This is a genomic window from Peribacillus folii, from assembly GCF_030271255.1.
In the GTDB taxonomy this organism is placed as follows: Bacteria; Bacillota; Bacilli; order Bacillales; family DSM-1321; genus Peribacillus.
Map to the genome: position 1 here is coordinate 1 of NZ_JASJOM010000020.1, position 25,583 is coordinate 25,583.

At 46.6% G+C, this 25,583-nt stretch carries 18 protein-coding genes; 10 read left to right on the forward strand and 8 right to left on the reverse strand.

Going from position 1 to position 25,583, the window contains the following annotated elements:
• Positions 1 to 301: 301 nt before the first annotated feature.
• Positions 302 to 697, forward strand: coding sequence for a transposase (locus tag QNI08_RS21490; RefSeq protein ID WP_285769395.1), 396 nt, complete (start codon positions 302 to 304; stop codon positions 695 to 697).
• A gap of 154 nt (positions 698 to 851) precedes the next feature.
• Here the strand turns inward: QNI08_RS21490 and QNI08_RS21495 are convergent, their stop codons facing one another.
• The 4 genes from QNI08_RS21495 to nagA form a co-directional block, all read right to left on the reverse strand.
• Positions 852 to 1,574 carry an SIS domain-containing protein gene (locus QNI08_RS21495; protein WP_285769396.1) on the reverse strand — a complete coding sequence of 241 codons (723 nt, stop codon included), beginning with the start codon at positions 1,572 to 1,574 and terminating at the stop codon, positions 852 to 854.
• Positions 1,575 to 1,654: 80 nt separating this feature from the next.
• Positions 1,655 to 2,377, reverse strand: a complete 723-nt coding sequence (locus QNI08_RS21500) for a GntR family transcriptional regulator (RefSeq protein WP_285769397.1) — start codon at positions 2,375 to 2,377, stop codon at positions 1,655 to 1,657.
• Between the two features lie 15 nt (positions 2,378 to 2,392).
• Positions 2,393 to 3,127: a glucosamine-6-phosphate deaminase gene (gene nagB / locus QNI08_RS21505; protein WP_285769398.1), complete on the reverse strand. Its 735-nt coding sequence runs from the start codon at positions 3,125 to 3,127 to the stop codon at positions 2,393 to 2,395.
• A complete protein-coding gene (gene nagA, locus QNI08_RS21510; RefSeq protein ID WP_285769399.1) occupies positions 3,127 to 4,305 on the reverse strand; it encodes an N-acetylglucosamine-6-phosphate deacetylase in 1,179 nt (392 codons plus the stop codon). The genes nagB and nagA overlap by 1 nt, the downstream gene beginning before the upstream one ends.
• Positions 4,306 to 4,597: 292 nt before the next feature.
• Here nagA and nagE point away from each other — a divergent pair, with 292 nt between their 5' ends.
• Positions 4,598 to 6,508 carry an N-acetylglucosamine-specific PTS transporter subunit IIBC gene (nagE, locus tag QNI08_RS21515; protein ID WP_285769425.1) on the forward strand — a complete coding sequence of 637 codons (1,911 nt, stop codon included), beginning with the start codon at positions 4,598 to 4,600 and terminating at the stop codon, positions 6,506 to 6,508.
• Positions 6,509 to 6,560: 52 nt separating this feature from the next.
• On the opposite strand, the gene QNI08_RS21520 is transcribed toward nagE, so the two are convergent.
• The 4 genes from QNI08_RS21520 to QNI08_RS21535 are packed head-to-tail and all read right to left on the reverse strand — an operon-like array spanning position 6,561 to position 10,430.
• Entirely contained in the window at positions 6,561 to 7,391 is an 831-nt protein-coding gene (locus QNI08_RS21520; RefSeq protein ID WP_285769400.1) for an ABC transporter ATP-binding protein, read from the reverse strand.
• Positions 7,392 to 7,406: 15 nt separating this feature from the next.
• On the reverse strand, positions 7,407 to 8,429 hold the full coding sequence (locus tag QNI08_RS21525; protein WP_285769401.1) for a FecCD family ABC transporter permease: 1,023 nt from the start codon (positions 8,427 to 8,429) through the stop codon (positions 7,407 to 7,409).
• On the reverse strand, positions 8,422 to 9,429 hold the full coding sequence (locus tag QNI08_RS21530; protein ID WP_285769402.1) for a FecCD family ABC transporter permease: 1,008 nt from the start codon (positions 9,427 to 9,429) through the stop codon (positions 8,422 to 8,424). The genes QNI08_RS21525 and QNI08_RS21530 overlap by 8 nt, the downstream gene beginning before the upstream one ends.
• 23 nt (positions 9,430 to 9,452) lie before the next feature.
• Entirely contained in the window at positions 9,453 to 10,430 is a 978-nt protein-coding gene (locus tag QNI08_RS21535) for an iron-hydroxamate ABC transporter substrate-binding protein (RefSeq protein ID WP_285769403.1), read from the reverse strand.
• Between the two features lie 458 nt (positions 10,431 to 10,888).
• Here QNI08_RS21535 and QNI08_RS21540 point away from each other — a divergent pair, with 458 nt between their 5' ends.
• The 8 genes from QNI08_RS21540 (at position 10,889) to QNI08_RS21575 (ending at position 25,513) form a co-directional block, all read left to right on the forward strand.
• Positions 10,889 to 11,758, forward strand: a complete 870-nt coding sequence (locus QNI08_RS21540) for an alpha/beta hydrolase (protein ID WP_285769404.1) — start codon at positions 10,889 to 10,891, stop codon at positions 11,756 to 11,758.
• 217 nt (positions 11,759 to 11,975) lie between these two features.
• The gene (locus QNI08_RS21545) at positions 11,976 to 12,761 is read left to right on the forward strand and encodes a 2,3-dihydro-2,3-dihydroxybenzoate dehydrogenase (protein WP_285769405.1); all 786 of its coding nucleotides are present in this window, start codon (positions 11,976 to 11,978) and stop codon (positions 12,759 to 12,761) included.
• A 56-nt stretch (positions 12,762 to 12,817) separates the two neighbouring features.
• Positions 12,818 to 14,038 (forward strand): isochorismate synthase DhbC, encoded by a 1,221-nt coding sequence (dhbC, locus tag QNI08_RS21550; protein WP_285769426.1) that lies wholly within the window; start codon positions 12,818 to 12,820, stop codon positions 14,036 to 14,038.
• Positions 14,039 to 14,059: 21 nt separating this feature from the next.
• A complete protein-coding gene (locus QNI08_RS21555; RefSeq protein WP_285769406.1) occupies positions 14,060 to 15,682 on the forward strand; it encodes a (2,3-dihydroxybenzoyl)adenylate synthase in 1,623 nt (540 codons plus the stop codon).
• Positions 15,683 to 15,713: 31 nt separating this feature from the next.
• Entirely contained in the window at positions 15,714 to 16,610 is an 897-nt protein-coding gene (locus tag QNI08_RS21560) for an isochorismatase (protein WP_285769407.1), read from the forward strand.
• A 37-nt stretch (positions 16,611 to 16,647) separates the two neighbouring features.
• Positions 16,648 to 23,838, forward strand: coding sequence for an amino acid adenylation domain-containing protein (locus QNI08_RS21565; protein ID WP_285769427.1), 7,191 nt, complete (start codon positions 16,648 to 16,650; stop codon positions 23,836 to 23,838).
• Positions 23,838 to 24,059, forward strand: a complete 222-nt coding sequence (locus QNI08_RS21570; RefSeq protein WP_285769408.1) for an MbtH family protein — start codon at positions 23,838 to 23,840, stop codon at positions 24,057 to 24,059. Before QNI08_RS21565 ends, QNI08_RS21570 begins: the two co-directional genes overlap by 1 nt.
• Positions 24,059 to 25,513 (forward strand): DHA2 family efflux MFS transporter permease subunit, encoded by a 1,455-nt coding sequence (locus QNI08_RS21575; RefSeq protein WP_285769428.1) that lies wholly within the window; start codon positions 24,059 to 24,061, stop codon positions 25,511 to 25,513. The genes QNI08_RS21570 and QNI08_RS21575 overlap by 1 nt, the downstream gene beginning before the upstream one ends.
• Positions 25,514 to 25,583: the final 70 nt, after the last annotated feature.

Below are 25,583 nucleotides of genomic sequence, written 5' to 3' on the forward strand. Positions count from 1 at the left end.
GGAAGGCATCCATGCGGATGCCTTCTTTCAGACTGTAGACAAACTCGATAAGAATCGAGTTTGTCTATTTTTATGGGTTATACAATGTGGCCGTTGGTTTCCTCTCCAGGCACTCGCTTTCCGCGGGCGGTCCGGGAGCCTCCTCAGCTTTCAGCCTCCGGTGTCTCCCGTGACTCGCACTTCCCGCAGGAGTCTCGTACCTTACGTTCCAACCAACTTTGTTTTACCTTTTAGTTTGAACTCTTTTGCCTAGAGTCATTTTTGTTTTAAAATAGAACGAATAAAACTTGAGGTAATGAGGATGCCTTCTGAACATGATTCTATTCAGCGAGATCAACTTGAAATGATTACGTTAGATCAACTGGTGCCACCGAACCATTTGGTTCGTAAAATAGAGGCTGCCATTGACTTCACTTTCATTTATAACTTGGTGAAAGATAGGTATTCAGAGGTAGGACGCCCAAGTATTGATCCCGTTATATTATTGAAACTGACTTTCATTCAATATACCTTCGGTATCCGTTCCATGCGTAAAACGATTGAGCGTGTATTCGCAGATGCAAAAGAAAAGCATGGTATGCGTTGGACTGTTTTAAGGGGACTTAAAAAATTGTCGATGCAGGCGATGCTTACTTTCGCTGCCATGAATGTAAAGCAGATGGCCAATTGGACATGGAAAGGTCCAAAAATGGCCTAACATAGTGGGCTCGTAGAGCCCACATCTTTTAACTATAGGAGAAAATTCAAAGGGAATTTCAAAAGGGGTTCGGAATTTTTTAATTCCGGCCCCCTTTTGTCTACATGTGAAAAAAGGCATCCATGCGGATGCCTTCTTTTACATGTATTCCATTTTATAATTGGGGAATTCTTGTTTTATATTTCGCGATGAGGCGTTGATTGTGTTCATCGGCTCCTTCAATATTGCTGCTGAGGAATACCGGGGGGGTCACTCCTGTATCGATGATCGTTTCAATGACTTGCGTGAAGATCATGTTTAGGAGGACGGCACCAGTTACAGTCGATCCAGATCCAAATGTAATATCGTTTGATTTGAGCAGGGTATCCCCTTTGGAAATATGATTGTCTATGACCAAATCCACGATATCATGGAGGTAAAGCTTATCTTTATGCCTGGAAGGGCAGCTGGAAGCATAAGCCGGTGAAGTCAACCCTATGACAAAGGCGCCTTTTTCCTTGGCGATTGCAGCAACATCAATCGGTACGGGATTGACACCAGAGGAAGAAATGACGATGCATACATCACCAGGTCGGATATCTTCATCCTGCATGAACTTTTCTGATAGGCCATTTTGCCGTTCAAGTTGCGATGCTCTTGATGCCCCTTTGAAAAGCATTAAATCTTCAACGAAGATGGGACGGATGGCGGCCAATCCGCCAGCCCTGTAAAATACCTCCTCCGTCAAAATGTGGGAATGTCCACTTCCGAATAAATGGACGATTCCGTCTGACATGATGGAAGCTGAAATCCTTTCCACAGCGTCATCCATGGCTTGCTTTTCCTTTTCTACAACAGAGGAAAGCAAAGCCTGTACTTCTTTGAAATATGAGTTCATATAAATCACTCTCCAATTACCTTTTGCATTGTTTATATGGATGGAATGTCCTTAATCTTTATTAGCCAAAACAAACGAGGTCATCTTGTGATGGTGATGGTGAACTTATACCTATCTGCCCGATATGCTGACCTGACAAATTCAAGAGGAGTTCCATCGATCAGGTACGTATTCCGTTGAATGAATAATATGGGCGAGTGTTTGGGAATAGCCAAATGGGCGATTTCCAAATCGGATGCAATAGATGATTCCAACGTCTGTGTCGCATAGTCTATTTTAAGTTTAACGTAATTCTCGACGTATTGGTAAAGGGAAAGGTTAATGATTTCTTCCGTTAACCCTTTAATTAAATTCGCTGACATGTAGACCGTCTCAAGTGCCATTGGGACATCATCAGCCAATCGGATCCGTTTGATTTCATAAACGGGAGCATATAGGGAAATATGCAATTCCTTGGCGATTTTCTGATTAGCGGGAATGATTTCGAAACTTAGCAGCCTGCTGCTCGGATTCAGGCCCCTTGCCTTCATATCCTCTGTAAAGCTAGTCAGCCCATTAAGCTGCTGCTCCAGCTTCTTATCTGCGACAAAGGTCCCCCGGCCTTTTTGCCGGTATAGATATCCATCATTAACCAAGTTGTTTATCGCTTGCCGCACGGTCATCCGGCTGATTTCGAATTGCTCGGCATATTCACGTTCGGACGGCAGGGCACTGTGCGCTTGGAACTCACCGTTTTCTATTTGTCTTTTAATTTGTTCTTCGATTTGAAAATAAATCGGAAGAGGTGAGTTTTTATCTATCATCCATCCTCGCTCCTTTTAGGGCATTACCACGCCTGATAATGCTTTTTGGTCTGCGATAATTGTAACATTATTATGTGTTTTCAGGATAGAGGCAGGGAATTGCTCCGTAATCTCCCCATCCATTAGCCTTTTCAAGGTTTCGGCTTTTTCTTCACCCGATATTAACAAGAGGATTTCCTTGCTCTTCATGATCGTGGAAATGCCCATTGTCACTGCATGAGTGGGAACTTCGTCAATGGAGTCGAAATAACGGGCATTCGCCTGGCGAGTCGAGTCCTCGAGTGTCACGACATGGGTACCTGAAGTGAAAGAAGTTCCAGGCTCATTAAACCCGATATGACCATTTTTGCCAATGCCAAGTATTTGAAGGTCAATTCCTCCCAAGGAATTGATTCTTTCATCATAACGTTTGCATTCTTCATCGGTGTTTTCCGGTGTGCCGTTTGGAACGAAGGTTTGCCCTTTATTGATATCAATATGGTTGAATAGGGAATCATTCATATAAAAATGATAACTGTTGGGATCATTTGGGTTTAACCCGATGTACTCATCAAGATTAAATGATGTTACCCGTTCATAGGATGTGCCTGTTTGGACATGGTCCTCGATCATGGAATCGTACATTCCCTTAGGTGTACCGCCCGTTGCCAGGCCAAGGATGATTTCCGGATTCTGTTTGACCTTTCCGGTAACGATTTCTGCAGCGGTCCGACTCATTTCTGTGTAGTCCTTTACTTTGATGATATTCATTATGCATTCTCCTTTTTATAAGCTAATTTCCCTCTGCAAAACGTCATTTCAACGTTCAATTCTTCATTAAGGATGACAAGATCTGCATCTTTCCCGACTTTAATGCTGCCTTTCCTATCAAAAATTTGAAGCTGCTTGGCAGGGTTTTCTGCTGTCATTTTTATGATGTCAGTCATGGAGCATCCCGTATACTGCAAAGTGTTCTTAATGGCATCGTTCATTTTCAATATGCTGCCGGCAAGTGTCCCATCTGCAAGCGTGGCTTTCGTTTCATCCACATTCACATCCTGGCCGCCCAAGTCGTAGGTGCCCTTTTCAAGCCATTTGGCCCGGAGCGAGTCGGTTATCAGGATCATGCGCTCACTTGTGATTTGGTCAAAAGCCAACTTTACCATTTCCGGTCGGCAATGGATGCCGTCCGTGATAAGTTCAACGTATAACTCATCACGAAGATAAGCGGCGCCCAATACGCCAGGCTCACGGTGATGGAGTCCTCGCATCCCGTTATAAAGGTGTGTCACATGTGTCGTGCCTGCTTCGATCGCTTCACTTATTTGGTCATATGTTGCATCGGAATGTCCAATGGAGGCGACGACGCCAGTTTCCTTTAAGTGTCGTGCAAGCTCCAAACCGTTTGGCTGTTCAGGAGCAAGCGTTACAAGCTTGATATGGTTTTGGGCAAGCACCTGCCATCGCTTGAAGAGGGATACATCAGGATCGACGATGAAATCTTCAGGCTGTGCCCCTTTACGGGCTGGTGAAATGAAGGGGCCCTCCAGGTGAATTCCGACTATTTCAGCAAGATCATTGTCTTGTTCTTCAATATAAGTCCCCGCATTGAGCAGTGCTGATTCGATGGCATCAGGGGATTGGGTCATTGTGGTTGCCAGGAAGCTGGTCGTTCCTTCTTTAGGAAGAGTTTTTGCCATCGTTGTCAATGCTTCGCTAGTGGCGTCCATTGCATCGGCCTTGGCAGCACCGTGGATATGGACATCGATGGCGCCGGGAATGATTTGATATCCGGATGAAAGAGTAATTACCTCGTCTTCGTCATCATGTGTACATTGACTGGCTGGGCCGACTTCGGCAATTTTTCCGTCCACAACTTTAACATACCCATCTTGGTAGGTTTCCTTTTCGCTATGGACCATTAGATTATTAATAATGAATGTTTTCATACATAATCTCCTTTATGAAAGTGAAACGTAATGAATGAGTCACGGATTGGTCTCACGTATTTTGCTCTAATTTTATCGCTTTTATTAAAAGTTGTCTAGACCAGTTATGGCATATAAGCGATAATAATGAAAAATTCGGTCTATTTTCGACAAATTTCAACTAAATTGGTATAGACATCTATATATTTTCTGTGCTAGTATATCCATGAAAAAGATATAATTTTGGCAAAATGAAAACGCTTAATACAACTTTTAGTTGCTCAAAGAAGATAGGTATAGGGAGATGAGAATGATGTTGAATTTTTTACAAAAGATCGGAAAAGCACTAATGCTGCCGATTGCCGTTTTACCAGCAGCGGCCATATTGCTTCGCCTAGGTCAGCCTGATTTACTGGATATCGCTTTTATGGCAGCTGCGGGAAAAGCGATATTTGATAACCTTGCCTTACTATTCGCTTTAGGGATAGCCATCGGGCTATCTAAAGATGGCAGCGGTGCCGCGGCATTGGCTGGACTTGTCGGTTATTTCGTATTGACGAATGGAACGCAAGCGATCAATAAAGATATCGATATGGCCGTTTTAGGCGGAATCATATCAGGTATAGTGGCTGCACTCCTTTATAATAGATTCTCTGATATAAGGCTTCCCGAATGGTTAGGGTTCTTCTCAGGGAAACGATTCGTCCCGATCGTCACATCTTTGGCGATGATCATACTTGCTGGGATATTCGGCATAGTATGGCCGCCGATTCAAGATGTCATCAATAATGTTGGTGATTGGATTACAGGGGCAGGCGCACTTGGTGCAGGCGTATTCGGCGTATTGAATCGCTTATTGCTGCCTGTTGGCCTGCATCATGTTTTGAATAGCATGGTTTGGTTCGTGTTTGGTGAATACAATGGTGCGACCGGTGATATAAACCGTTTCTTCGCTGGAGATCCAACTGCCGGACCTTTCATGACCGGATTCTTTCCAATCATGATGTTCGGACTGCCAGCAGCCGCTTTGGCAATGATCGCGGCTGCCAAAAAAGAGAAGCGTAAATTAGTAACGGGAATGCTTGTCGGGTTAGCTTTCACTTCATTCTTAACCGGTATCACTGAACCGATCGAGTTCCTGTTCATGTTCATTGCTCCAGTTTTATATGTCATCCATGCTCTATTAACAGGGCTTTCCATGGCACTTGCCGTCATGCTCGATATCCATCATGGATTCGGATTCTCGGCAGGGGCAATCGATTATGTGCTCAACTTCGGTATTGCTCAAAAACCATTGTGGTTAATACCAATCGGCTTAGTATACGCGGCCGTCTACTTCGTGATCTTCTATTTTGTCATCAAAGCCATGGATTTGAAAACACCGGGCCGTGAAGACGATGAGGAAGAAGCAGAAGATGAAGCGTTTGTGAAAACAGGGGATAAATATACCGACATGGGATCGCAATTCATCCAAGATCTTGGCGGTAAAGAAAACATAAAAGTGATCGATAACTGTGCAACCCGCTTACGCCTGGAAGTTGCCGATTCAGCAAATGTAAATGAAGCGGCACTGAAAAGGCACGGTGCACGCGGTGTGATGAAGTTAAATAAATCAAGTGTACAAGTCATTGTTGGAACGAACGTCGAATTCGTTGCCAATGCAATGAATCAACTTGTCAAAAACGGCGTCACTCCCAGCCAGGTGAAAGTTGCTCCGATTGCACAGCCTGCAGATGAAACAAGCGGAGGGAACACAGCTTTAGGCACAAATGATTTTGTCCTTCCGTTCGAAGGGAAAATTGTACCGATCGAAGAAGTGCCGGACCAGGTATTCGCGATGAAAATGATGGGTGACGGCTTTGCGATCGAGCCAGCCAATGGAAAACTATCATCGCCGATCGATGGGGAAGTGCTCAGTATCTTCCCGACCAATCATGCGTTGGGATTGAAAATGGAAAATGGCTTAGAAGTACTGATTCATGTAGGCCTGGATACGGTTAAATTAAATGGAGAAGGCTTTACGCCTCTTGTAAAGGAAGGCCAACGGGTAACAAAGGGAACGCCGCTTTTGGATATCGACCTTGATTTCGTGAAACGGAATGCCCCGTCTACGGTCACACCTATCATCTTCACTAATTTAGCGGAAGGAACGGCCGTTAAATTGCAAAAAACGGGCACTCAGAAACAAAACACACCAGACATCATCCGCTTGGAAAAGCAATGAAGGGGATGGCAATAAAAAAAGGCGGTCGACAATGTCGACTGCCTTTTCCTGGTCAATTGGATAAAACGGCTTCTTTAACTGTTTCTTGCGGCTCTTGCTGTGATAGATTATCATAACCGAAACAAACGGGGGAGCCATTAGCGGGATCGACCATGACCCTTGCATTAATCCGGAACACCTCTTCGAGAACGGCAGGTGTAATGATTTCTGATGGTGTACCGATCTTAATGATTTCCCCAGCTTTCATCGTAATGATTTCATGTGAAAACCGGGATGCGTGGTTAATATCATGCAATACCATGACGGTCGTGATTTTTTGTTCTTTATTAAGCTTTTCAACAATTTGTAAAACCTCTAGTTGGTGAGCCATATCGAGATAGGTAGTCGGCTCATCCAACAATAAAATCTCCGTTTTCTGGGCTAAAGCCATTGCCAGCCAAACTTTTTGTCTTTGACCGCCGGATAGATTGGCGATTTGCCGGTTTCGGAATGAAACGGTCTTGGTAATATCCATAGCCCATTCAATCGTTTCCACATCTTCCTTCGTCAGTTTATTTACATTATTGCGATGCGGGTACCTGCCATACGAAATAAGTTCCTCCACCTTCAATTGGGCGGGTGCGACCGGGTTTTGGGGGAGCAGCGCCAACTGCTTGGCAATTTGCTTTGTATGGATCTTATGTAAATCCTGCCCTTGTAAAAAAACGCTTCCGCTTTTTTGTTTCAAAATCCGGCCTATCGTTTTTAATAAGGTGGATTTACCGCAGCCATTGGGCCCGATGATGGTTGTGACCAATCCTTCTTTTATTTCCAGGTTCAGGTCTTTGAATACCGTGAATTTCTCGTAATTCGTTTCCAGGTTTTCCATACGCAGAATACTCACTGATCATCCCTCCTTCTAGGCTTTAGCTTTAATGAGTAAATAAAGAAAATAGGGAACGCCGATGATGGAGATGACGATTCCGACTGGCAATTCTGCCGGTGCAAAAACGGTTTTTGCAATGAAGTCTGATGCGATCACCAGCAGGGCGCCGATTGCACCGGAAACCGGGATGACCTGCTGGTGATGGATCCCGACGAGATGCTTGGCGATGTGGGGAGCCATTAAACCTACGAACCCGATGTTCCCAGACACGGAAACGGAGGCACCCACCAAACCGATGCTGCAAAGTAATAGGATGATCGTTTCCTTTTCTACGGAAATCCCCAAACTTTTAACGCTCGATTCTTCTAACTGGTACAAATCGAGTAAGTAAGCCTTTTTCTTAATGATCGGAATCAGGATTATCATCCATGGTAACATGGATGTGATATATTTCCAGTTTGCATCATATATCGTTCCCGAAAGCCAAACGGTTGCCATTTCAAAATCGGTTGATTTCATTTTTAACGATAAATATAAGGAAAGGGCGCCGAATGCAGAGCCTATTGCGATTCCTGTCAGTAAAAGGCGGCCCATGTCCAGGGTCCCGTTCTTCCAGGAAAAAAGGAAAATGACCAGGGCCGCCAAAAGCCCGCCCAAAAGCCCAAATAGCGGTAAACTCATGATCGACAACCAGTCCGAGCTGCTGGTTTGACCTTGATAGAAAAACATGAAGATGACGATGGCAGTACCAGCGCCGGCATTAATGCCAAGAATGCCGGAATCGGCCAAGCCATTTTTCGTAACACCTTGAATGACAGTACCGGCAATTCCTAAGCTCACTCCCACCAAACCGGCGATCACGATGCGGGGGAGCCGGAAATCAAAGATGACCAAATCAAATTCGGGTACCGGATTCACCCTGAATAAGGTCTGAAGGACAGTCTTGACGGTCATGTCGAATGTACCGGATATCAAGCTGAAATAGCTTGTAACTACGATCAAGCAGGAGATGATGGCCATCGTGAGGGTGAAGCGCCCTCGTGCATTCTTATCCATTCTTTTCTCCTCCTCTCGTTCTTATTAAGTACAGGAAGAAAGGGATGCCGATCAGGGAAGTCACGACTCCTATGGGGGTTTCGAATGGATAATTAACAAATCGGCTCAAGATGTCGCACAGAGCTAGAAAAACCGCCCCGATTACCCCTGCACAGGGAACGATCCACCTATAATCAATTCCGATCAAAAACCGGGTGATGTGGGGGATGATAAGGCCGACAAAACCGATTTTCCCTACAAGCGCCACGGCAATGCCCGTCAAGCAAATCACCGAAAGGAGGGCCAGGGCTTTCACCAAGTTCGTTCGCTGACCTAAATTGATAGAAATTTCTTCCCCTAAAGATAATATCGTAACGGATTTTGAGATGGAAAGGGCGAGTATGATCCCCACCATTCCACATGGTATCGCTAATTTGACTACATCGGGATCAATCTGGTGCAGCCTTGAGTTGTACCAAAAACTTACATTCTGGGAAATTTGGAAATAGGATGCTATGGCAGCAGAAATACTGCTTAAAAATGTCCCGATCACAGTCCCGATTATGGCTAATCGAACAGGAGATAACCCATTTGGGAGCAGCGATCCAAAACCAAAGACAATTCCGGCCCCCAATGCAGAACCCAACATGGAAAAGAGGATCATTTGGAATGAAGACATACCCGGAGCAAATACCATACATAGCGTAATCACGAATGCAGAGCCATCTGTCACTCCCATGATTGAAGGGGATGCAAGATAATTTCTTGTCATCCCCTGCATGAGTGCTCCTGATATGGCTAAAAATGCCCCGACTAGAAGGGCACCCAAAACTCTGGGCAAGCGGGAAGTCATGATGATCGTGTGATCGACGTTACCCGGGTCATAGTGGAAAATGGCATTCCATACCGTCATGGAATCTATATTTTTGGCACCATATAAGATTGATAAAACGATGGAAAAGCCAATCAATAGAGGTGCCATACAAAGAATTATTATGGGTAATGAATTTATTTTGGCCATATCAATCAACGCACCTTACCTGCTTATTCAGCTAATTTCTCGGTTGCAGCCTTCAAGAATGCAGTTTTGCTCCAAGCCGTTCCACCTTGAGCGAGAGGATCAACCGAGTTAACGAACACTTTGTTTTCTTTTACTGCCGTGATGCTCTTCCAAATCGAGTTGTTTTCCAAATCCTTTAACGCTTCCGGTTTTTGTGCATTTTCACTTTCAGTGAACTGCAAGAAAACATAATCTGGATCAAGTTCTGCGAATTTTTCCAATGAAATCATTTCTTGTGCTTTAACAGGTTTAATTTCTTCAGGGACACTCAAGCCTAGGTCTTTATAAACGACTGGGTTGAAGTAAACATCCTGAGGATATAGGAAGAGGCTGCCATTCCGGATTCTAACCACTAATACCTTTTTGTCCTTCAGCTTTTCACCGATTTCCACTTGTGCTTTAGCAGCATCATCATTATAGGTTGTGATGATTTTTTCGGCTTCATCTTTTTTACCTGTAAGACTGGCCATTAACCGCAGGTTCGCTTCCCAATTGGTCGAGATATGTGAATATGGGAATGTCGGCGCCACTTTGTTCAACTGCTCGGTTACATTTGCTGGGGATTTCGAAGACCACATGATCACATCAGGCTTCATTCCAAGAAGAGTTTCATAGTTTGGCTGCATTTTTTCACCGATTGATTTTGCACCTGCAAGGTCCTTCGCTAAATATTCCGGAATTTCACCGCCTACAGTAACCACACCTGTTGGCTTAACCCCCAATATGGCAGCATCCTCCATCGCTTCCAAACTAGCAGTGGCGATACTGTTAACTTTGGCTGGAATCGTATATTCCTTATCCAAATATGTAATGGTTTGCGTCTTTGCTTCTTTTTTTGCAGTAGTTTCTGTCGCTTTGTTTTTCTGTGAAGTGTCCTCGGAGGTCTTTTCGGCATTACCGCAAGCTCCAAGTCCTAAACTGAATACTGTTGCCATTCCAAGTACGAATAATTGCTTTTTCAATGGTTGATTCCCCTTTTTAATATATTTAAAAAAATTTACTGCTGTAAAGGATCAAAAAACTGATCCTAAATGTTGAAAATCTATTTTCACTTCCTTTGCCAATTGAAATTAAGTGTAGCTTAACATAAAAATGTGTATTAGTGATAACGATTATCATTATCATCATCACGCGATATTAAATATATAATTAATCTTTCAATAATTCAAGAATAATTTTCCAACCGATATTATTATTTAGTATTTTCCCTGCAAAATGTGGCAGTCAATAACAAGCAAAACACTGAAAGGACAGTCTTTTTTGTAAATGATTGTAAAAATAATCAGATGCATGGTTGATATATTCAGTGAGAAAGATTATCATTATCGAAGTCATGGTAATCTTTCTCAATTTAAATCTATCAAACCAGATGTTCGGTAGATTGGATTACTAGTAATAAATGGATGGGGGATTCGATTAGATGTTACATCAAAAAGTGGATATGCATGCAAAGGATATAACGGCTGGCAGCGAAGAAGTAACGATCAAAGGAACGGAACGGAGCATCATGCATTCAAGTACGGGGAATCGTGAGTTCCAAATCTTTGTATCAAAGCCGCAGGAGGAGCCGCCGCCGTCAGGATATCCCGTCATTTATTTACTCGATGCAAACTCCGTGTTTGGAACGATGGTCGAGGCGGTGCGGCTGCAATCACGACGGCCGGAGAAGTCCGGTGTAGTTCCTGCCATAATCGTGGGCATCGGTTATCGCACGAATGGACCATTTTCTCCTGAACGATATTTTGATTTTACATTGCCGGTAGCGGCTGCCGATTTACCTGTAAGGCCGGATGGAAGTCCTTGGCCAGCACATGGGGGGGCGGAAGGCTTCTTGAAATTCATTGAAGAGGATTTAAAACCTGAAATCGGTAAAAGGTTCAAGATTGACGAAAACAGCCAAACCCTCTTTGGGCATTCTCTCGGCGGCCTTTTCGCTTTATATGTTCTTTATACAAATCCATATGCATTCCAAAATTACATAGCTGGAAGCCCATCACTTCATTGGAACAAAAAGTGGTTCGACGACGAAGAGAAGAGGTTCCTTAGCCGGTTGAAACAAGGTAACGGGAATCTTTCACTGATGCTGGGAGTAGGGGAGCAAGAAGGCACGCATAAAAGCGGCATGAATGAAAATGCCCAGGTCTTTTCAAAACGTTTATCGATGATCGATAGCGGATTAAACGTACAATTCAAGGAGTTCGAAGAGGAGGGGCACCTATCCGTTTTGCCGCCTTTGATTAACAGGGCCTTGCGTTTTGCATTGAAGCGAAATGTGCCTGGCGGGGTATAGGACTTTCAGATTAAATCATCGAATGGCACTTGACCATCAAGTTTTTAATATATATCATTACCTTTAGATTCCAATTGATAATGATTATCATTATTAGTTGGAATCTTGCGTTTTCGCATAGATTAATGGGTTAAGCCGAGTACCTCCTCTTATCCGTACGGGATGGTAATTGGGCTACTATACATTGAGATCATGGAGTAGGAAAGGGAGTGTCAGGGTGGACTTTTTGGAATGCAGTGGGAAGGTTGCACTTGTAACGGGAGGTGCCCAAGGAATCGGAGCCGCAGTCGTTGAGGCTTTAGCAAAGCTGGGGATGGTGGTTGCGGCAATTGATTATAATGCCGAAAAGCTAAATGGCCATGTAAGTAATTTGAAGTCTCAAGGTTTGGACGTACATGCGTTTGCGGCTGATGTAAGTGATGGTCGTGCAATCGTTGGCATAGTCGATGGAATTGAACGTGACCTCGGTCCGATCGAGACACTGGTCAATGTCGCAGGGGTGCTGCGCACAGGATTAATTGAATCATTCAGTGATGAAGATTGGGCGAAGATCTTTGCCGTCAATACGACTGGTGTATTCAATGTCTCCCGTTCAGTGAGCACATACATGATGACGAGAAAAAGCGGTTCGATCGTCACAGTCGGATCCAATGCAGCAAGCGTCCCAAGAATTTCACTGGGAGCGTATGCAGCATCAAAGGCAGCAGCCGTCATGTTCACTAAATGTTTAGGGCTGGAATTGGCCCAATATAATATTCGCTGTAATATCGTCTCGCCTGGATCTACGGATACGGAGATGCAATGGTCTATGTGGAACGACGAAAATGGTGCACAAGCGGTTATCAATGGGATGCCTGAGACATTCAAAGTGGGGATACCATTGAACAAAATAGCTTCGCCTTCTGATATAGTCAACGCGATTCTGTTTTTCATATCCAATCAATCAAACCATATTACGATGAGTAATTTATGTGTGGATGGCGGGGCCACCTTAGGTGCATGATGCCGGCCATTCATACGGGTCTGAATATTACGTGAATTTGGAGGGTTTTTAAAATGATGAAGAGTAAAGAGAATTCAACCGTATTGGATAAACAGCTGTTGGACGATTATGAGGTCGGGGACTTTTACCTGGCATCGCCTTCTCAAACATTGCTTGGAAAAGGGTCCTTTCTGACAGTTCCTAGCGATACGGAAAGTCGTAATCAAATGACAAGCCTTGCAGCCCGGGTTGGGGATGCATTGAATAGGGCAAAAGCGCAAGGCCATCCCAATCCAATGGTAACGGGTGCTGTACCATTCGATTATAAAAAGGATGCGCAGCTCATCGTGCCCGAAATGATTAGGTCATCAGTTCCTCTGCAAGACTTAGGCACAGATCAGGCTGCCGGAACTTCGGTGCCAAACTATGAAATCGAGTCAGTACCGGAACCTTCTCGATATATGGCCGGTGTGGCACAAGGTATTGAATATATTAAAAGCGGCCATCTTGACAAAATCGTCCTATCAAGGTCCTTGCATCTCACTTCATCGGAATTGGTGAACATCAATCAGTTACTTCATAATTTGGCACGCCACAATAAGAGTGGCTATACCTTTGCTGTCAATTTGCCTCAGCCGGATACGGATCAAACCGATTCTGATAACGCGAAAACCTTGATCGGGGCTAGTCCTGAATTGCTTGTTTCAAGAACGGGATTACAAGTGGTGGCCAATCCTTTGGCAGGGTCGAGGCCTAGGAGTGACGATCCGATCGAGGATAAGAGAAGGGTGGAAGAGTTACTTTCCTCCGCAAAGGATTTACATGAACATGCGGTTGTCGTCCAGGCTGTGGCAGAGGCCCTGCGACCATTTTTCAAAAAGATGGACGTGCCGGAAAAACCATCCGTGATACATACAGAAACCATGTGGCACCTATCTACGGAAGTAACAGGAGAGCTTGAAGATCCTGCAACTTCTTCGTTGGAGCTGGCAATTGCACTTCAACCGACCCCAGCCGTTTGCGGCTCACCATCCGAATTGGCCCGGGAAGCGATTCAGGAAATCGAACCGTTCGATCGTGGTTTTTTCACGGGCATGGTCGGCTGGTGCAATGCAGAAGGAGACGGCGAATGGATCGTCACCATTCGATGTGCGGAGGTGGAGAAGCAAGCACTTCGCTTATTCGCTGGCGCAGGGGTCGTTGGGGAATCCAAACCGGAAGATGAGCTGGCGGAAACATCTGCTAAATTCCAGACGATGCTGCGTGCAATGGGAATAGATGCAAAGTCATTAAACTAAAAGTGAGTGGAGGGATGCAAAATGTTGACAGGGTGTTCTTCATGGCCAGAGGATTATGCGGATTTATATGAACGGGAGGGGTGCTGGAAAGGGGAAACCTTCGGGGAAATGCTGCGTGATCGTGCCGAGAGACAAGGTGACAGGATTGCCATTACCAGCGGAGACAGGAATATGAGCTATGCGGAATTGGATGATCGAGCCGATCGTTTGGCTGCAGGCTTTCAAGAACTGGGAATCAAGCAAATGGATAGGGTAGTCGTCCAGCTTCCCAACGTGATCGAGTTTTTTGAAGTTTGTTTTGCATTATTCAGGTTAGGCGCATTGCCTGTATTTGCCCTTCCAACCCATCGAAGCAGTGAAATCAACTATTTTTGCGAATTCGCTGAGGCTGTTGCCTATATCCTCCCTGATAAGCACGCTGGTTTCGACCATCGTACGCTTGCAAGAGGTGCAAAGGAAAAGAATGAAAAATTAAATGTGATTGTAACTGGTGATGCAGCGGAATTCGTGAATTTGGCAGATTTATATATCGATCCCAAAAAATTAGAAGTAAAAGTGAATTCGAGAGACGTTGCCTTCCTTCAGTTATCAGGGGGAAGTACAGGGCTCTCCAAGCTGATTCCAAGAACACATGATGATTATATGTACAGTTTGGAAGTTAGCGCCGAAGTTTGCCAGTTGGATAAGGATAGTGTTTATCTCGCAGTGCTGCCAATTGCCCATAACTTTCCTATGAGCTCGCCAGGCATCCTCGGGACGCTATATGCGGGAGGCAGGGTCGTTCTTTCACCAGGCCCAAGTCCTGACGAAGCCTTTCCGCTTATTGAGAAGCAAGGCGTGACGATTACCGCACTTGTACCGCCCCTTGCCTTGAGATGGCTTGATGCAGTATCGACGCGCGACCATGATTTATCCAGTCTTCAAGTGCTGCAAGTGGGAGGAGCGAAGTTCAGTGCGGAAGCTGCCCGTCGGGTCTTTCCTGCTTTTGGATGTAAATTACAACAAGTATTCGGGATGGCCGAAGGACTGGTTAACTATACAAGGCTGGATGATCCGGAAGAGATAATCATCAATACTCAAGGCAGGCCGATGTCAAAATATGACGAAGTCCGCATCGTTGATGAGGAAGATAGAGATATTGAGCAGGGCCAGGTGGGGCATTTGTTAACGCGGGGCCCATACACCATCCGTGGTTATTACAAAGCGGAAGAGCATAATGCGAAGGCATTCACGTTAGATGGTTTCTACAGAACGGGTGACCTGGTGAGTAAGACCGAATCGGGCTATATCGTCGTAGAAGGGCGGGACAAGGACCAAATCAATCGGGGCGGTGAGAAAATCGCCGCCGAGGAAGTGGAAAACCATCTCTTGGCACATGGAGCGGTGCATGATGTGGCCATCGTCTCCATGTCGGATGATTATTTAGGGGAAAGATCCTGTGCCTTTGTGATACCTCGCCAGGATGCTCCAACTTCAAAGGAACTCAAACTATTCCTGAAGGAGCGAGGGCTTGCCGCTTTCAAAATCCCTGATCGGTTTGAATTTACCGATTCCTTCCCAAAAACGCCGTTAGGGAAAGTGAGTAAAAAGGCTTTGCGGCAAATCATATCAGATAAACTGAACAATCAACTTACACTGAAGTGAATAAAAAACATATTTCGAAGGAGTGATTTTGATGGCTATTCCTGCTATCACACCATATGCAATGCCTGTAGAATCCGAGTTACCAAAGAATAAAGTTTCGTGGAAGGCTGATCCAGCGCGTGCAGTGTTACTCGTTCATGACATGCAACAATATTTCCTTGATTACTATACAGTAACCGAATCGCCGATAACGGAGCTGATATCGCATATTCAGGCAATAAAAAGCCGTTGTGTGGAACTAGGCATCCCTGTTGTCTATACAGCACAGCCTGGAAACCAAAACCCTGACGATCGTGCACTGCTTACCGATTTCTGGGGCCCAGGGCTTGATGATGATCTCAATCAAACTAAAGTCGTTGACGAGGTTGCTCCAAGCGAGGATGACATTGTCCTAACAAAATGGCGTTACAGTGCATTCAAACGGACGAATCTCCTTGAAATGATGAGGGAGCAGGGACGTGATCAACTGATCATCTGTGGCGTCTATGCACATATCGGCTGTCTACTGACGGCAAGTGAGGCCTTCATGCAGGATATTGAGCCATTCTTGATAACGGATGCAGTAGCGGACTTTTCGTTGGAAGAACATAAAATGGCGATCAAATACGCAGCTGAACGCTGTGCCTTCACAACACCCACAGCACGGTTGCTGGAGCAATTGAATAGCGGCAGAGAACAAGAAAAAGAGGATCATGGTTTGACGCTGGAGGGACTGAGGATTGCCATCGCTGAACTTCTGGGTGAATCTCCATCGGATATAGATGAGACCGAGGATCTTGTGGACTTAGGAATGGATTCAATTAGAATGATGAGCCTTGTTGAAATCCTGAGAGGTAAGGGTGCAGAAATCAATTTCATGCAGATGGCAGAAAAACCGACGCTTGCCGCGTGGTGGGAACTATTATCATCACAAAAAGTGTTGGCTTGAAACAAAACTGGGAAGGTGGTAATTAGGAGTGCTTAATATTCAGGATCAAGATGTGCGCTGGGCGTTGTCCGGCGCGCAATCCGGTATCTGGTTCGCCCAGCAGCTGGAGCCGGATAACCCGATTTATAATACAGGCGAATACATAGAAATTGCTGGGATGATCGATATCGGTCATTTCGAACAGGCATTGAGGCAGGCCGTCAAGGAAGCGGAATTTTTACATGTCCGTTTTGGCGAGGATTATGATGGACCATTTCAAATGAGCGGGGAGTCTCTTGATATCCCCTTTACATTCGTCGATTTGAATGGTGAGGAAGACTCCCAGGAAAAGGCCATACAATGGATGAAAGAAGATTTGGCTCAACCAATCGATTTGAAAAATGACCCGCTCTTCAATCAAGTACTATTCAAGGTGGACTCGGACCGGTTTTTCTGGTATCAGCGCATCCACCATATTGTCATGGATGCATTTGGATTTTCCCTTATTTCACAGCGCGTAGCCAAACTGTACTCAGCCCTTCAGAATGGGGAAGGTGTGAACGAAGGCGCCTTTTCTCCTTTACGGGCCCTTCTTGAGGAAGATAAGGCGTACAGGAAATCCGAAAAGTTCGAAATCGATCGCCGATTTTGGCAAGAGCGTTTTGCAGATCAGCCGGAGGTCATGAGCCTAGCCGATCGGGCACCCAGGACCTCCAAAGGGTTCCTGAGCCAAACGGGTTATCTGTCATCTTCCGCTACACAAGCTTTAAAAATGAATGCCCACAAATATTCGGGAAGCTGGCATGAAGTGATTATGGCAGTGGCCGCTGTTTATGTGAACCGTTTGACAGGTTCGGAAGATGTCATCCTCAGTTTACCGATGATGGGCCGTTTGGGGTCATCCTCATTGAATATCCCCAGCATGGTCATGAATCTGTTGCCGCTGCGGTTGTCCGTAAAGCCTGAGATGAACTTCAAAGAGCTGGTGCAGCAAGTTTCCAAGGAGGTCCGCACCATCAGGCGACATCAAAATTACCGCCATGAAGAATTGCGCCGTGATCTTAAGTTGCTCGGCGACAACCAGCGATTATTCGGACCGCAAATCAATGTCATGCCTTTTGATTATGGACTCGATTTTTCTGGATGCAGGGCGATCACACATAAGCTTGCCACAGGCCCTGTCGATGATTTGTCGATTAATATCTATGATAAGTCCGATGGCAAAGGGCTGCGGATCGATATAGATGCGAACCCGGAAGTATATAGCCTAGAAGATCTAGGTACACATCATGCACGTTTTTTACGTTTTCTTGGAAAGATCGCGATTGCGGAGGCGGATCAGGCGATCGGGGAAGTCGATCTTCTTTTGCCTGAGGAACGCCAGCAAGTCCTGCTTGAATGGAATGAAACGGAAACAGAGCTTCCAACTGTGCCTTTACCTCGATTGTTTGAGGAGCAAGTGCGCAAAACGCCTGATTGGCCGGCCGTAATCGATGATAACGAAGTTCTTACTTATAAAGATTTAAACGGACGGGTCAACCAACTGTCGCACCTCCTTTTAGAGAAGGGGCTGGGACCTGAGAAATTCGTGGCCATTGCTTTGACTCGTTCAGTGGATATGGTCATTTCCATGTTGGCAGTGCTAAAAACCGGAGCGGCTTATTTACCGATCGACCCGGATTATCCATCGGATCGGATCGAATTCATGCTTGAGGATGCCCGTCCTGCCGCCATCATAACCAGTAAAGGAATTGGCGCGAAATTAGCTGATGCAAAAGGAGCGGAGCGCATCGTATTGGATGAGGAAGAGATTGTTCTCTCGCTTGGGAATCAGCCGGATATAAATGTGGAGGATGAAAAAAGGAAGGGAATCATGTCAACGCTTAACCCGGCTTATATGATTTACACTTCGGGTTCTACAGGAAGACCGAAAGGCGTCGTGATTCAATCGGCAAGCCTTATCAATTTCTTATCTTCGATGCAAAATGAATTTTGCCTCGATCATCGCGATCGGCTTCTGGCTGTTACGACCATTGCCTTTGATATATCCGGTTTGGAAATCTTCCTGCCGCTGCTGAACGGGGCAAGCTGTGTCATAGCCGCCAAGGAAACGATTCAAGATCCGAAGACCTTGTCCGAGATGATCGTTCACCATGAGATAAGCATCATGCAGGCCACACCGACGCTTTGGCATTCGCTTGTGGCGAATTATCCTGATGTGATTAAGAATTTCAGGGTGTTGGTAGGAGGTGAGGCCCTTTCGATCAGCCTGACTAATGCTTTACATGAATTAGGTTGTGAAGTGACGAACCTGTACGGACCGACGGAAACGACAATATGGTCCTCAGCCATTACGCTCGATTCGGACCAAAGCGGGATGCCATCGATCGGCAAGCCTCTTTGGAATACACAGGTCTATGTGCTGGATGCAGCTTTGAAGCCTGTTCCTAGAGGGACTGTCGGGGAGTTGTATATTGCAGGTGCAGGGCTGGCGCGTGGATACTTAGGGCGCCCGGATTTAACGGCCGATCGTTTTGTCGCTAATCCTTATGGTCCAAAGGGCAGCCGTATGTATCGCACTGGCGATCTTGTCCGTTGGAGCGGCAATGGCACGCTGGATTATATCAGCCGTGCCGATCATCAGATCAAAATAAGAGGGTTTCGCATTGAATTAGGTGAAATCGAAGCAAGGCTTACCCGGCATCCTGACATTGAACAGGCTGCAGTCATCGTCCGCGAAGATCAACCCGGGGATAAACGCATCGTTGCGTATATCGTTCCTTCTTTGGGCGTGGCAGCGGATGTTGTGGAAATACGTGAATTTGCAGGCAGCACTTTGCCGGAATACATGGTTCCATCCGCCATCGTAGAGCTGGATGAGTTGCCTTTGACTCCGAATGGGAAACTTAACCGGAAGGAATTGCCTGCGCCTGATCTTTCTGCACTTGTTTCAGATCGCTCTCCTAGAACTCCACAGGAGGAAATCGTACGTGATCTTTTCGCCGAGGTTCTTGGTCTTTCACGTGTGGGAATCGATGATAGCTTCTTTAATCTAGGCGGTCACTCCCTGCTTGCCTCGACTTTGATGGCAAGAATAAGAGATACATTCGGTGTTGAAATAGGGATTGCCAAGTTATTTGAAACACCAACCGTTTCCGGCCTGGTCAAACAGCTTTCCAATGGTAGGAGTGCACGGCTGCCTGTCAAAAAGGCACAAAGGCCGAAACAGGTACCGCTTTCCTTTGCCCAGAGGCGGTTATGGTTCCTTCATAGCCTTGAGGGTCCAAGCCCCACATATAACATACCACTCGTTGTTGAATTGTCAGGTGAACTCGATACCGGGGCACTCGAAGCGGCGCTTAATGATGTAGTCGAGCGTCATGAAGCTCTGCGTACACTCTTTCCCGTCACCTCAGGTACAGCGCATCAATATGTGCTCGATCCTTCCGAGGCGCAGGTGGAATTATTGGTATCGCATATTAATGAGGCGGAGCTTGATGCGGAAATCGCAACTGCCACGAGATATAGCTTCAATCTTGCGAAAGAACCCGCCATCTGTGCCCAGCTTTTCACAATGGCTCCCGACAAGCATGTGTTGGTTCTATTATTACATCATATTGCAGGAGATGGATGGTCGTTAACACCGCTTACTCGTGATCTGACTGCGGCATATGCGGAGCGAAGGAAAGGTGCCGAACCGAACCTGCCTCCATTGCCTGTACAGTATGCGGATTATGCGCTCTGGCAGGAAAACCTGTTAGGAAGCGAAAGTGATGAAGCAAGTTTAGCCACTGAACAAGTTGATTACTGGAAAGAAACATTAGCCAACCTGCCAGACCAATTGGAATTGTCAACCGATTTTCCGCGTCCCCTGGAATCCAGCTATCGCGGGGATACGATAGACTTCTCGATAAATCCGGAAATGCATCAACGGTTATTGGAGTTGGCCCGTGACAATGGCGTCAGTTTATTCATGGTCTTGCAAGCAGGCCTGACTGCGCTCCTCACTCGCCTTGGCGCCGGTCATGATATTCCAATCGGAAGTCCGATAGCGGGACGGAGTGATGATGCATTGAGCGACCTGGTCGGGATGTTCATCAACACCTTGGTGTTACGGACGGATACCTCAGGCGATCCTACTTTCCGGGAGCTGCTTGAGCGGGTGCGAAGGGTCAACTTACATGCTTATGAGCATCAGGACTTGCCGTTCGAGCGTTTGGTGGAAGTATTGAATCCAGTTCGATCACGCTCTAGACATCCGTTATTCCAAATCATGCTTGCGCTGCAAAATACACCAGATCCCAAATTGGAGCTCCCAGGATTGCAATCCAGCCTGAAGCTATACAGCGTAGGTGCTTCGAAATTCGATTTGACCATGGAATTCCGTGAAGTGCATGCAGAGAATGGCAGCCCGTTCGGAATCAGCGGGTTCCTTGAATATAGTACCGATCTCTTTAAGCGGGAGACTGCCGAAATGCTAATATATCGCTTATTGAGGCTATTGGATGGCGCCGTTTCGGAGCCTGACCAGCATATAGGGCTTTTGGATATACTGTCATCTCAAGAACGTCAAAAGATCCTTGTCGACTGGAATGGTAGTACCGAAGAGATAGCACAAACGAGCATCCCTTCACTGCTTGAAGAACAGGTGAGAATGTATCCTCATAACATTGCCTTGGTATATGGCGGCTCTTCGTTGTCATATGAAGAGGTAAACAAAAAGGCGAACCAGCTTGCCCACCTGCTGATAGCTAAAGGGATAGGGCCAGAGCAATTCGTTGCATTGGCCATGCCTAGATCATTGGAAATGGTTATAGGGCTGCTGGCTGTACTCAAGGCAGGAGCCGCCTACCTGCCTCTGGATCCGGAATACCCAGCGGACCGGTTGTCGTTCATGCTTTCTGATGCCAAGCCTGCATGTGTCCTGACGAATTCGAGTGTAGCTTCGAAGCTATCCGAGATGACTGATATCAGTCAAGTCATCCTGGATGAAGCGGGCACCATGGAAGAATTGTTGCATCATTCAACACTCAATCCAACGGATCGTGACCGCATCCAGCCTTTATCGCCGTTGAATTCAGCGTATATCATCTATACTTCCGGTTCGACTGGTGTACCAAAAGGGGTCGTCGTTCCGCACCAGAATGTAATCAGACTTTTCGGATCGACGCAGCATTGGTACGATTTCGATTCCAAGGATGTGTGGACGATGTTCCACTCCTATGCCTTTGATTTTTCCGTTTGGGAGATTTGGGGAGCGTTACTTCACGGAGGCAAGCTTGTAGTCGTTCCGCACTCGATCAGCCGGTCGCCAATGGAATTTCTAGAGCTATTGGTCAAAGAAGGAGTGACGGTTCTGAATCAGACTCCATCGGCGTTTTATCAGTTGATGCAGGCAGACCGGGAAATGCCGGAAATCGGTCAGAAGCTTGCTTTACGCTACGTGATCTATGGCGGAGAAGCACTTGAACTAAGCCGTTTGGAGGATTGGTACAGCCGCCATCCAGAAAATGCGCCATATCTCATCAATATGTATGGAATAACGGAAACGACCGTTCATGTCAGCTATCTTGAGCTTAATCGGGACATTACATCCATAAAAGCAAATAGTCTGATTGGCCGTGCGATACCCGATCTCGGGGTGTATGTATTGGATGCTGTCTTACAGCCGGTGCCGCCGGGAGTGGTGGGGGAGCTCTATGTTTCCGGTTCTGGTCTTGCCCGGGGATATTTAGGACGGCCAGGCCTGACGGCGGATCGTTTTGTCGCCAACCCATTTAGTGCATCAGGTGAGAGGATGTACCGTACCGGAGACTTGGCCCGCTGGCGCGAAGATGGATCTTTGGATTATATGGGGCGTGCCGATCATCAGATCAAAATCCGCGGCTTCCGTATCGAATTGGGTGAAATCGAGGCCGCGGTCGCCCAGCATGGCGAAATTGAACAAGTTGCGGTGGTGGTTCGTGAAGATAACCCGGGTGATAAACGTCTGGTTGCTTATGTGGTACCGGCGTCGAATGTGTCCTTTGCTCCGGCAAATGTTCGCCGTTTCGTTGCGGAAGGCCTTCCTGATTACATGGTCCCTTCCGCGTTCGTTGAAATGGAAGAACTGCCTTTGACACCGAACGGCAAATTGGACCGAAAAGCATTGCCGGCACCGCAATTCGGTGCCATACAATCGGGGCGCGGGCCGAGAACGCCCCAGGAGGAGATTCTTTGCGATCTATTCATGGAAGTTCTCGATTTGCCTCATGTCGGAATAGACGATGGATTCTTCGACCTAGGGGGCCACTCGCTGCTAGCCGTGCACTTGATGAGCAAAATCCGTGAAGCGCTTGGTGTCGAGCTTAGCATTGGCAACCTATTCGAAGCACCGACCGTTGCGGGTCTAGCTGAACGATTGGAAATGGGCACAAGCCAAAGTGCATTGGACGTTCTCCTGCCGCTTAGGAAAAACGGGATGGAGCTTCCGTTGTTTTGTGTACATCCGGCAGGCGGACTTAGCTGGTGCTATGCTGGATTGATGACTGCGCTCGGGCCTGACTATCCAATCTATGGGCTGCAAGCTCGCGGCATAGCCCAGAAAGAACCATTCCCAAAAACGCTGATTGAAATGGCAGCTGATTATATCGATCAGTTGCGGACGATCCAGCCAAAAGGTCCTTACCATCTGTTGGGTTGGTCTCTAGGGGGCAATGTCGTTCATGCGATGGCGACACAGCTTCAAAATGAGGGAGAGGACGTTCGCCTTGTTGCAATCCTTGATGCATATCCAAGTCATTTCCTGCCCATTAAGGAGGCACCGGATGATGAAGAAGCTTTGATTGCGTTGCTTGCACTGGGTGGATACGATCCGGATAGTTTAGGAGAACAACCGCTGGATGATGCTAGTGCCATAGAAATACTGCGGCGGGATGGAAGTGCATTGGCCAGTTTGGAAGAGGTAACGATCTTGAACCTCAAAGAGACATATGTCAACTCAGTCCGGATCATGAGTGAGTATAAACCAAAAACCTTTAAAGGGGATGTTCTCTTCTTTAGGTCGACGATCATTCCGGATTGGTTCGATCCAATCGAGCCAGAGACCTGGAACCCGTTCATTCATGGCGAAATAGAACAGCATAATATCGAGTGCCGCCATAAGGATATGTGCCAGCCAGGACCGCTTGCTGAAATTGGCCAGGTGATTGCTGAAAAGCTCACCGATCTTAAGAAGTCAGCCAAGACTAATGAAGGAGGAGATAATTGATGACCAACCCTTTCGAGAATGAAAACGGCATCTACAATGTGTTAATAAATGAAGAAGGTCAGCATTCCCTTTGGCCCGCCTTTCTGGATATTCCAAGAGGCTGGTCCGTCATCTACCGGGAGGAAAGCCGGCAGGATTGCTTGGAGTACATCAACACGAACTGGACGGACTTGCAGCCAAAAAGCTTGAAACTGGTTGCCAGCAGTGACGGGACAAAGTGATAGCCAGGATACAGCTTGATCCTAAATTAGTGGTGAGCATCGTTTATGTCATAGCGATGTTCATGGTCTCCATGGACGGGACGATCGTCAATGTGATCCTGCCCACGATCAGTCAGGAGTTCAATATCGATCCCTCGTCAACAAGTGGCATTAACGTCGGATATTTAGTAAGTCTGGCCGTGTTCCTTCCGGTAGCTGGCTGGCTTGGTGACCGCTTTGGTACCAAGAAAATCTTCTTGATGGCCTTGGGCGTCTTCACGGGCGCCTCCCTTTTATGCGGCTTCGCTAATGATTTGCAAACGCTGAACTTGTTCCGGGTTCTGCAGGGGGCAGGAGGCGGCATCCTGACACCGGTTGGAATGGCCCTTTTATTTCGGACATTCTCTCCTGAGGAACGTCCTAGGGTATCGAGATCGCTTGTGCTTCCGATTGCCTTCGCACCAGCCATCGGTCCCATAGTTGGCGGATTCTTTGCGGAGCAGCTGTCATGGCGCTGGGCGTTTTATATAAATGTCCCTTTCGGCATTCTCGTTTTAGTATTCGGCTTACTGTTTTTGAAAGAACATAAGGAACCAGCCGCAGGCAGGTTGGATGTGCCGGGATTCCTGCTATCGGCAGCCGGATTTTCCATGCTGATGTATGCATTGAACGTAGGGCCGGCTAAAGGGTGGGATTCCGCCGTGATCCTGTTTACAGGAATTACGGGAGTTGTGCTTGTTTGTATATTCATTTTATTGGAGTTGAAAGTGGACAAACCGATGCTGGATTTGCGTTTATTATCCGATCGATTATTTCGGACGTTGGGCATCATTTCTTTATTTTCAATGGCAGGCTTACTGGGCATGCTCTTCGTATTCCCGTTAATGTATCAAAGTTCGCTTCAGGCCTCGGCATTGGAAAGCGGCTTGACGACTTTTCCGGAAGCGCTCGGTTTGATGGTGTCATCGCGGCTGATGCCTTGGACCACAAAAAAACTGGGGATCCATCAGGTGATCCGGTTTGGTCTGCTTGGCACGATCATCATATTTACATTGATAAGCCTTGTAGGACCGACAGCCAATCCGTGGTTCCTTCGTGCTTTATTATTTAGCATAGGGATCTGTTTGGGACATACGGTCGTTGCGGTACAATTCTCTACTTTCACAAATATCGGTCCGGCTTCCATGGGAAGGGCAACCACATTGTTCAATGTGCAAAACCGGATTGGTTCGGCCATTGGTGTAGCCATCCTGGCCAGCATCCTTGGGGCAGTCGGCACGAGCACGATGGTAGCGAACGGTGAGACGGAGGTTCATTTAGCTTCCTATCAAATCGCCCTCCTCGGTTCAGCGGCGTTCCTTTTCGCAGCCTTATTGTTTGCGCTGCGTCTGACGAAGGATGATTTCAAAGCCATGTCAGCGAAGGCTGCTGCAAAGCCCCGTGATGTAAAACAGGTCAGAAGCGTCAGCGAGTGATTCATCCAGTTGGTCTTGGTTTCATTAAAGGGAAGGTCGCTGTAATCCTACAGTGACCTCCTATTCATTT

What these genes read in the sequence shown, in the direction of transcription:
- QNI08_RS21490 (WP_285769395.1), top strand. Translation starts at nt 302, where the DNA reads ATGCCTTCTGAACATGATTCTATTCAGCGAGATCAACTTGAAATGATT.
- QNI08_RS21495 (WP_285769396.1), bottom strand. Translation starts at nt 1,574, where the DNA reads ATGAACTCATATTTCAAAGAAGTACAGGCTTTGCTTTCCTCTGTTGTA.
- QNI08_RS21500 (WP_285769397.1), bottom strand. Translation starts at nt 2,377, where the DNA reads ATGATAGATAAAAACTCACCTCTTCCGATTTATTTTCAAATCGAAGAA.
- nagB (WP_285769398.1), bottom strand. Translation starts at nt 3,127, where the DNA reads ATGAATATCATCAAAGTAAAGGACTACACAGAAATGAGTCGGACCGCT.
- nagA (WP_285769399.1), bottom strand. Translation starts at nt 4,305, where the DNA reads ATGAAAACATTCATTATTAATAATCTAATGGTCCATAGCGAAAAGGAA.
- nagE (WP_285769425.1), top strand. Translation starts at nt 4,598, where the DNA reads ATGTTGAATTTTTTACAAAAGATCGGAAAAGCACTAATGCTGCCGATT.
- QNI08_RS21525 (WP_285769401.1), bottom strand. Translation starts at nt 8,429, where the DNA reads ATGGATAAGAATGCACGAGGGCGCTTCACCCTCACGATGGCCATCATC.
- QNI08_RS21530 (WP_285769402.1), bottom strand. Translation starts at nt 9,429, where the DNA reads ATGGCCAAAATAAATTCATTACCCATAATAATTCTTTGTATGGCACCT.
- QNI08_RS21540 (WP_285769404.1), top strand. Translation starts at nt 10,889, where the DNA reads ATGTTACATCAAAAAGTGGATATGCATGCAAAGGATATAACGGCTGGC.
- dhbC (WP_285769426.1), top strand. Translation starts at nt 12,818, where the DNA reads ATGAAGAGTAAAGAGAATTCAACCGTATTGGATAAACAGCTGTTGGAC.
- QNI08_RS21555 (WP_285769406.1), top strand. Translation starts at nt 14,060, where the DNA reads ATGTTGACAGGGTGTTCTTCATGGCCAGAGGATTATGCGGATTTATAT.
- QNI08_RS21560 (WP_285769407.1), top strand. Translation starts at nt 15,714, where the DNA reads ATGGCTATTCCTGCTATCACACCATATGCAATGCCTGTAGAATCCGAG.
- QNI08_RS21570 (WP_285769408.1), top strand. Translation starts at nt 23,838, where the DNA reads ATGACCAACCCTTTCGAGAATGAAAACGGCATCTACAATGTGTTAATA.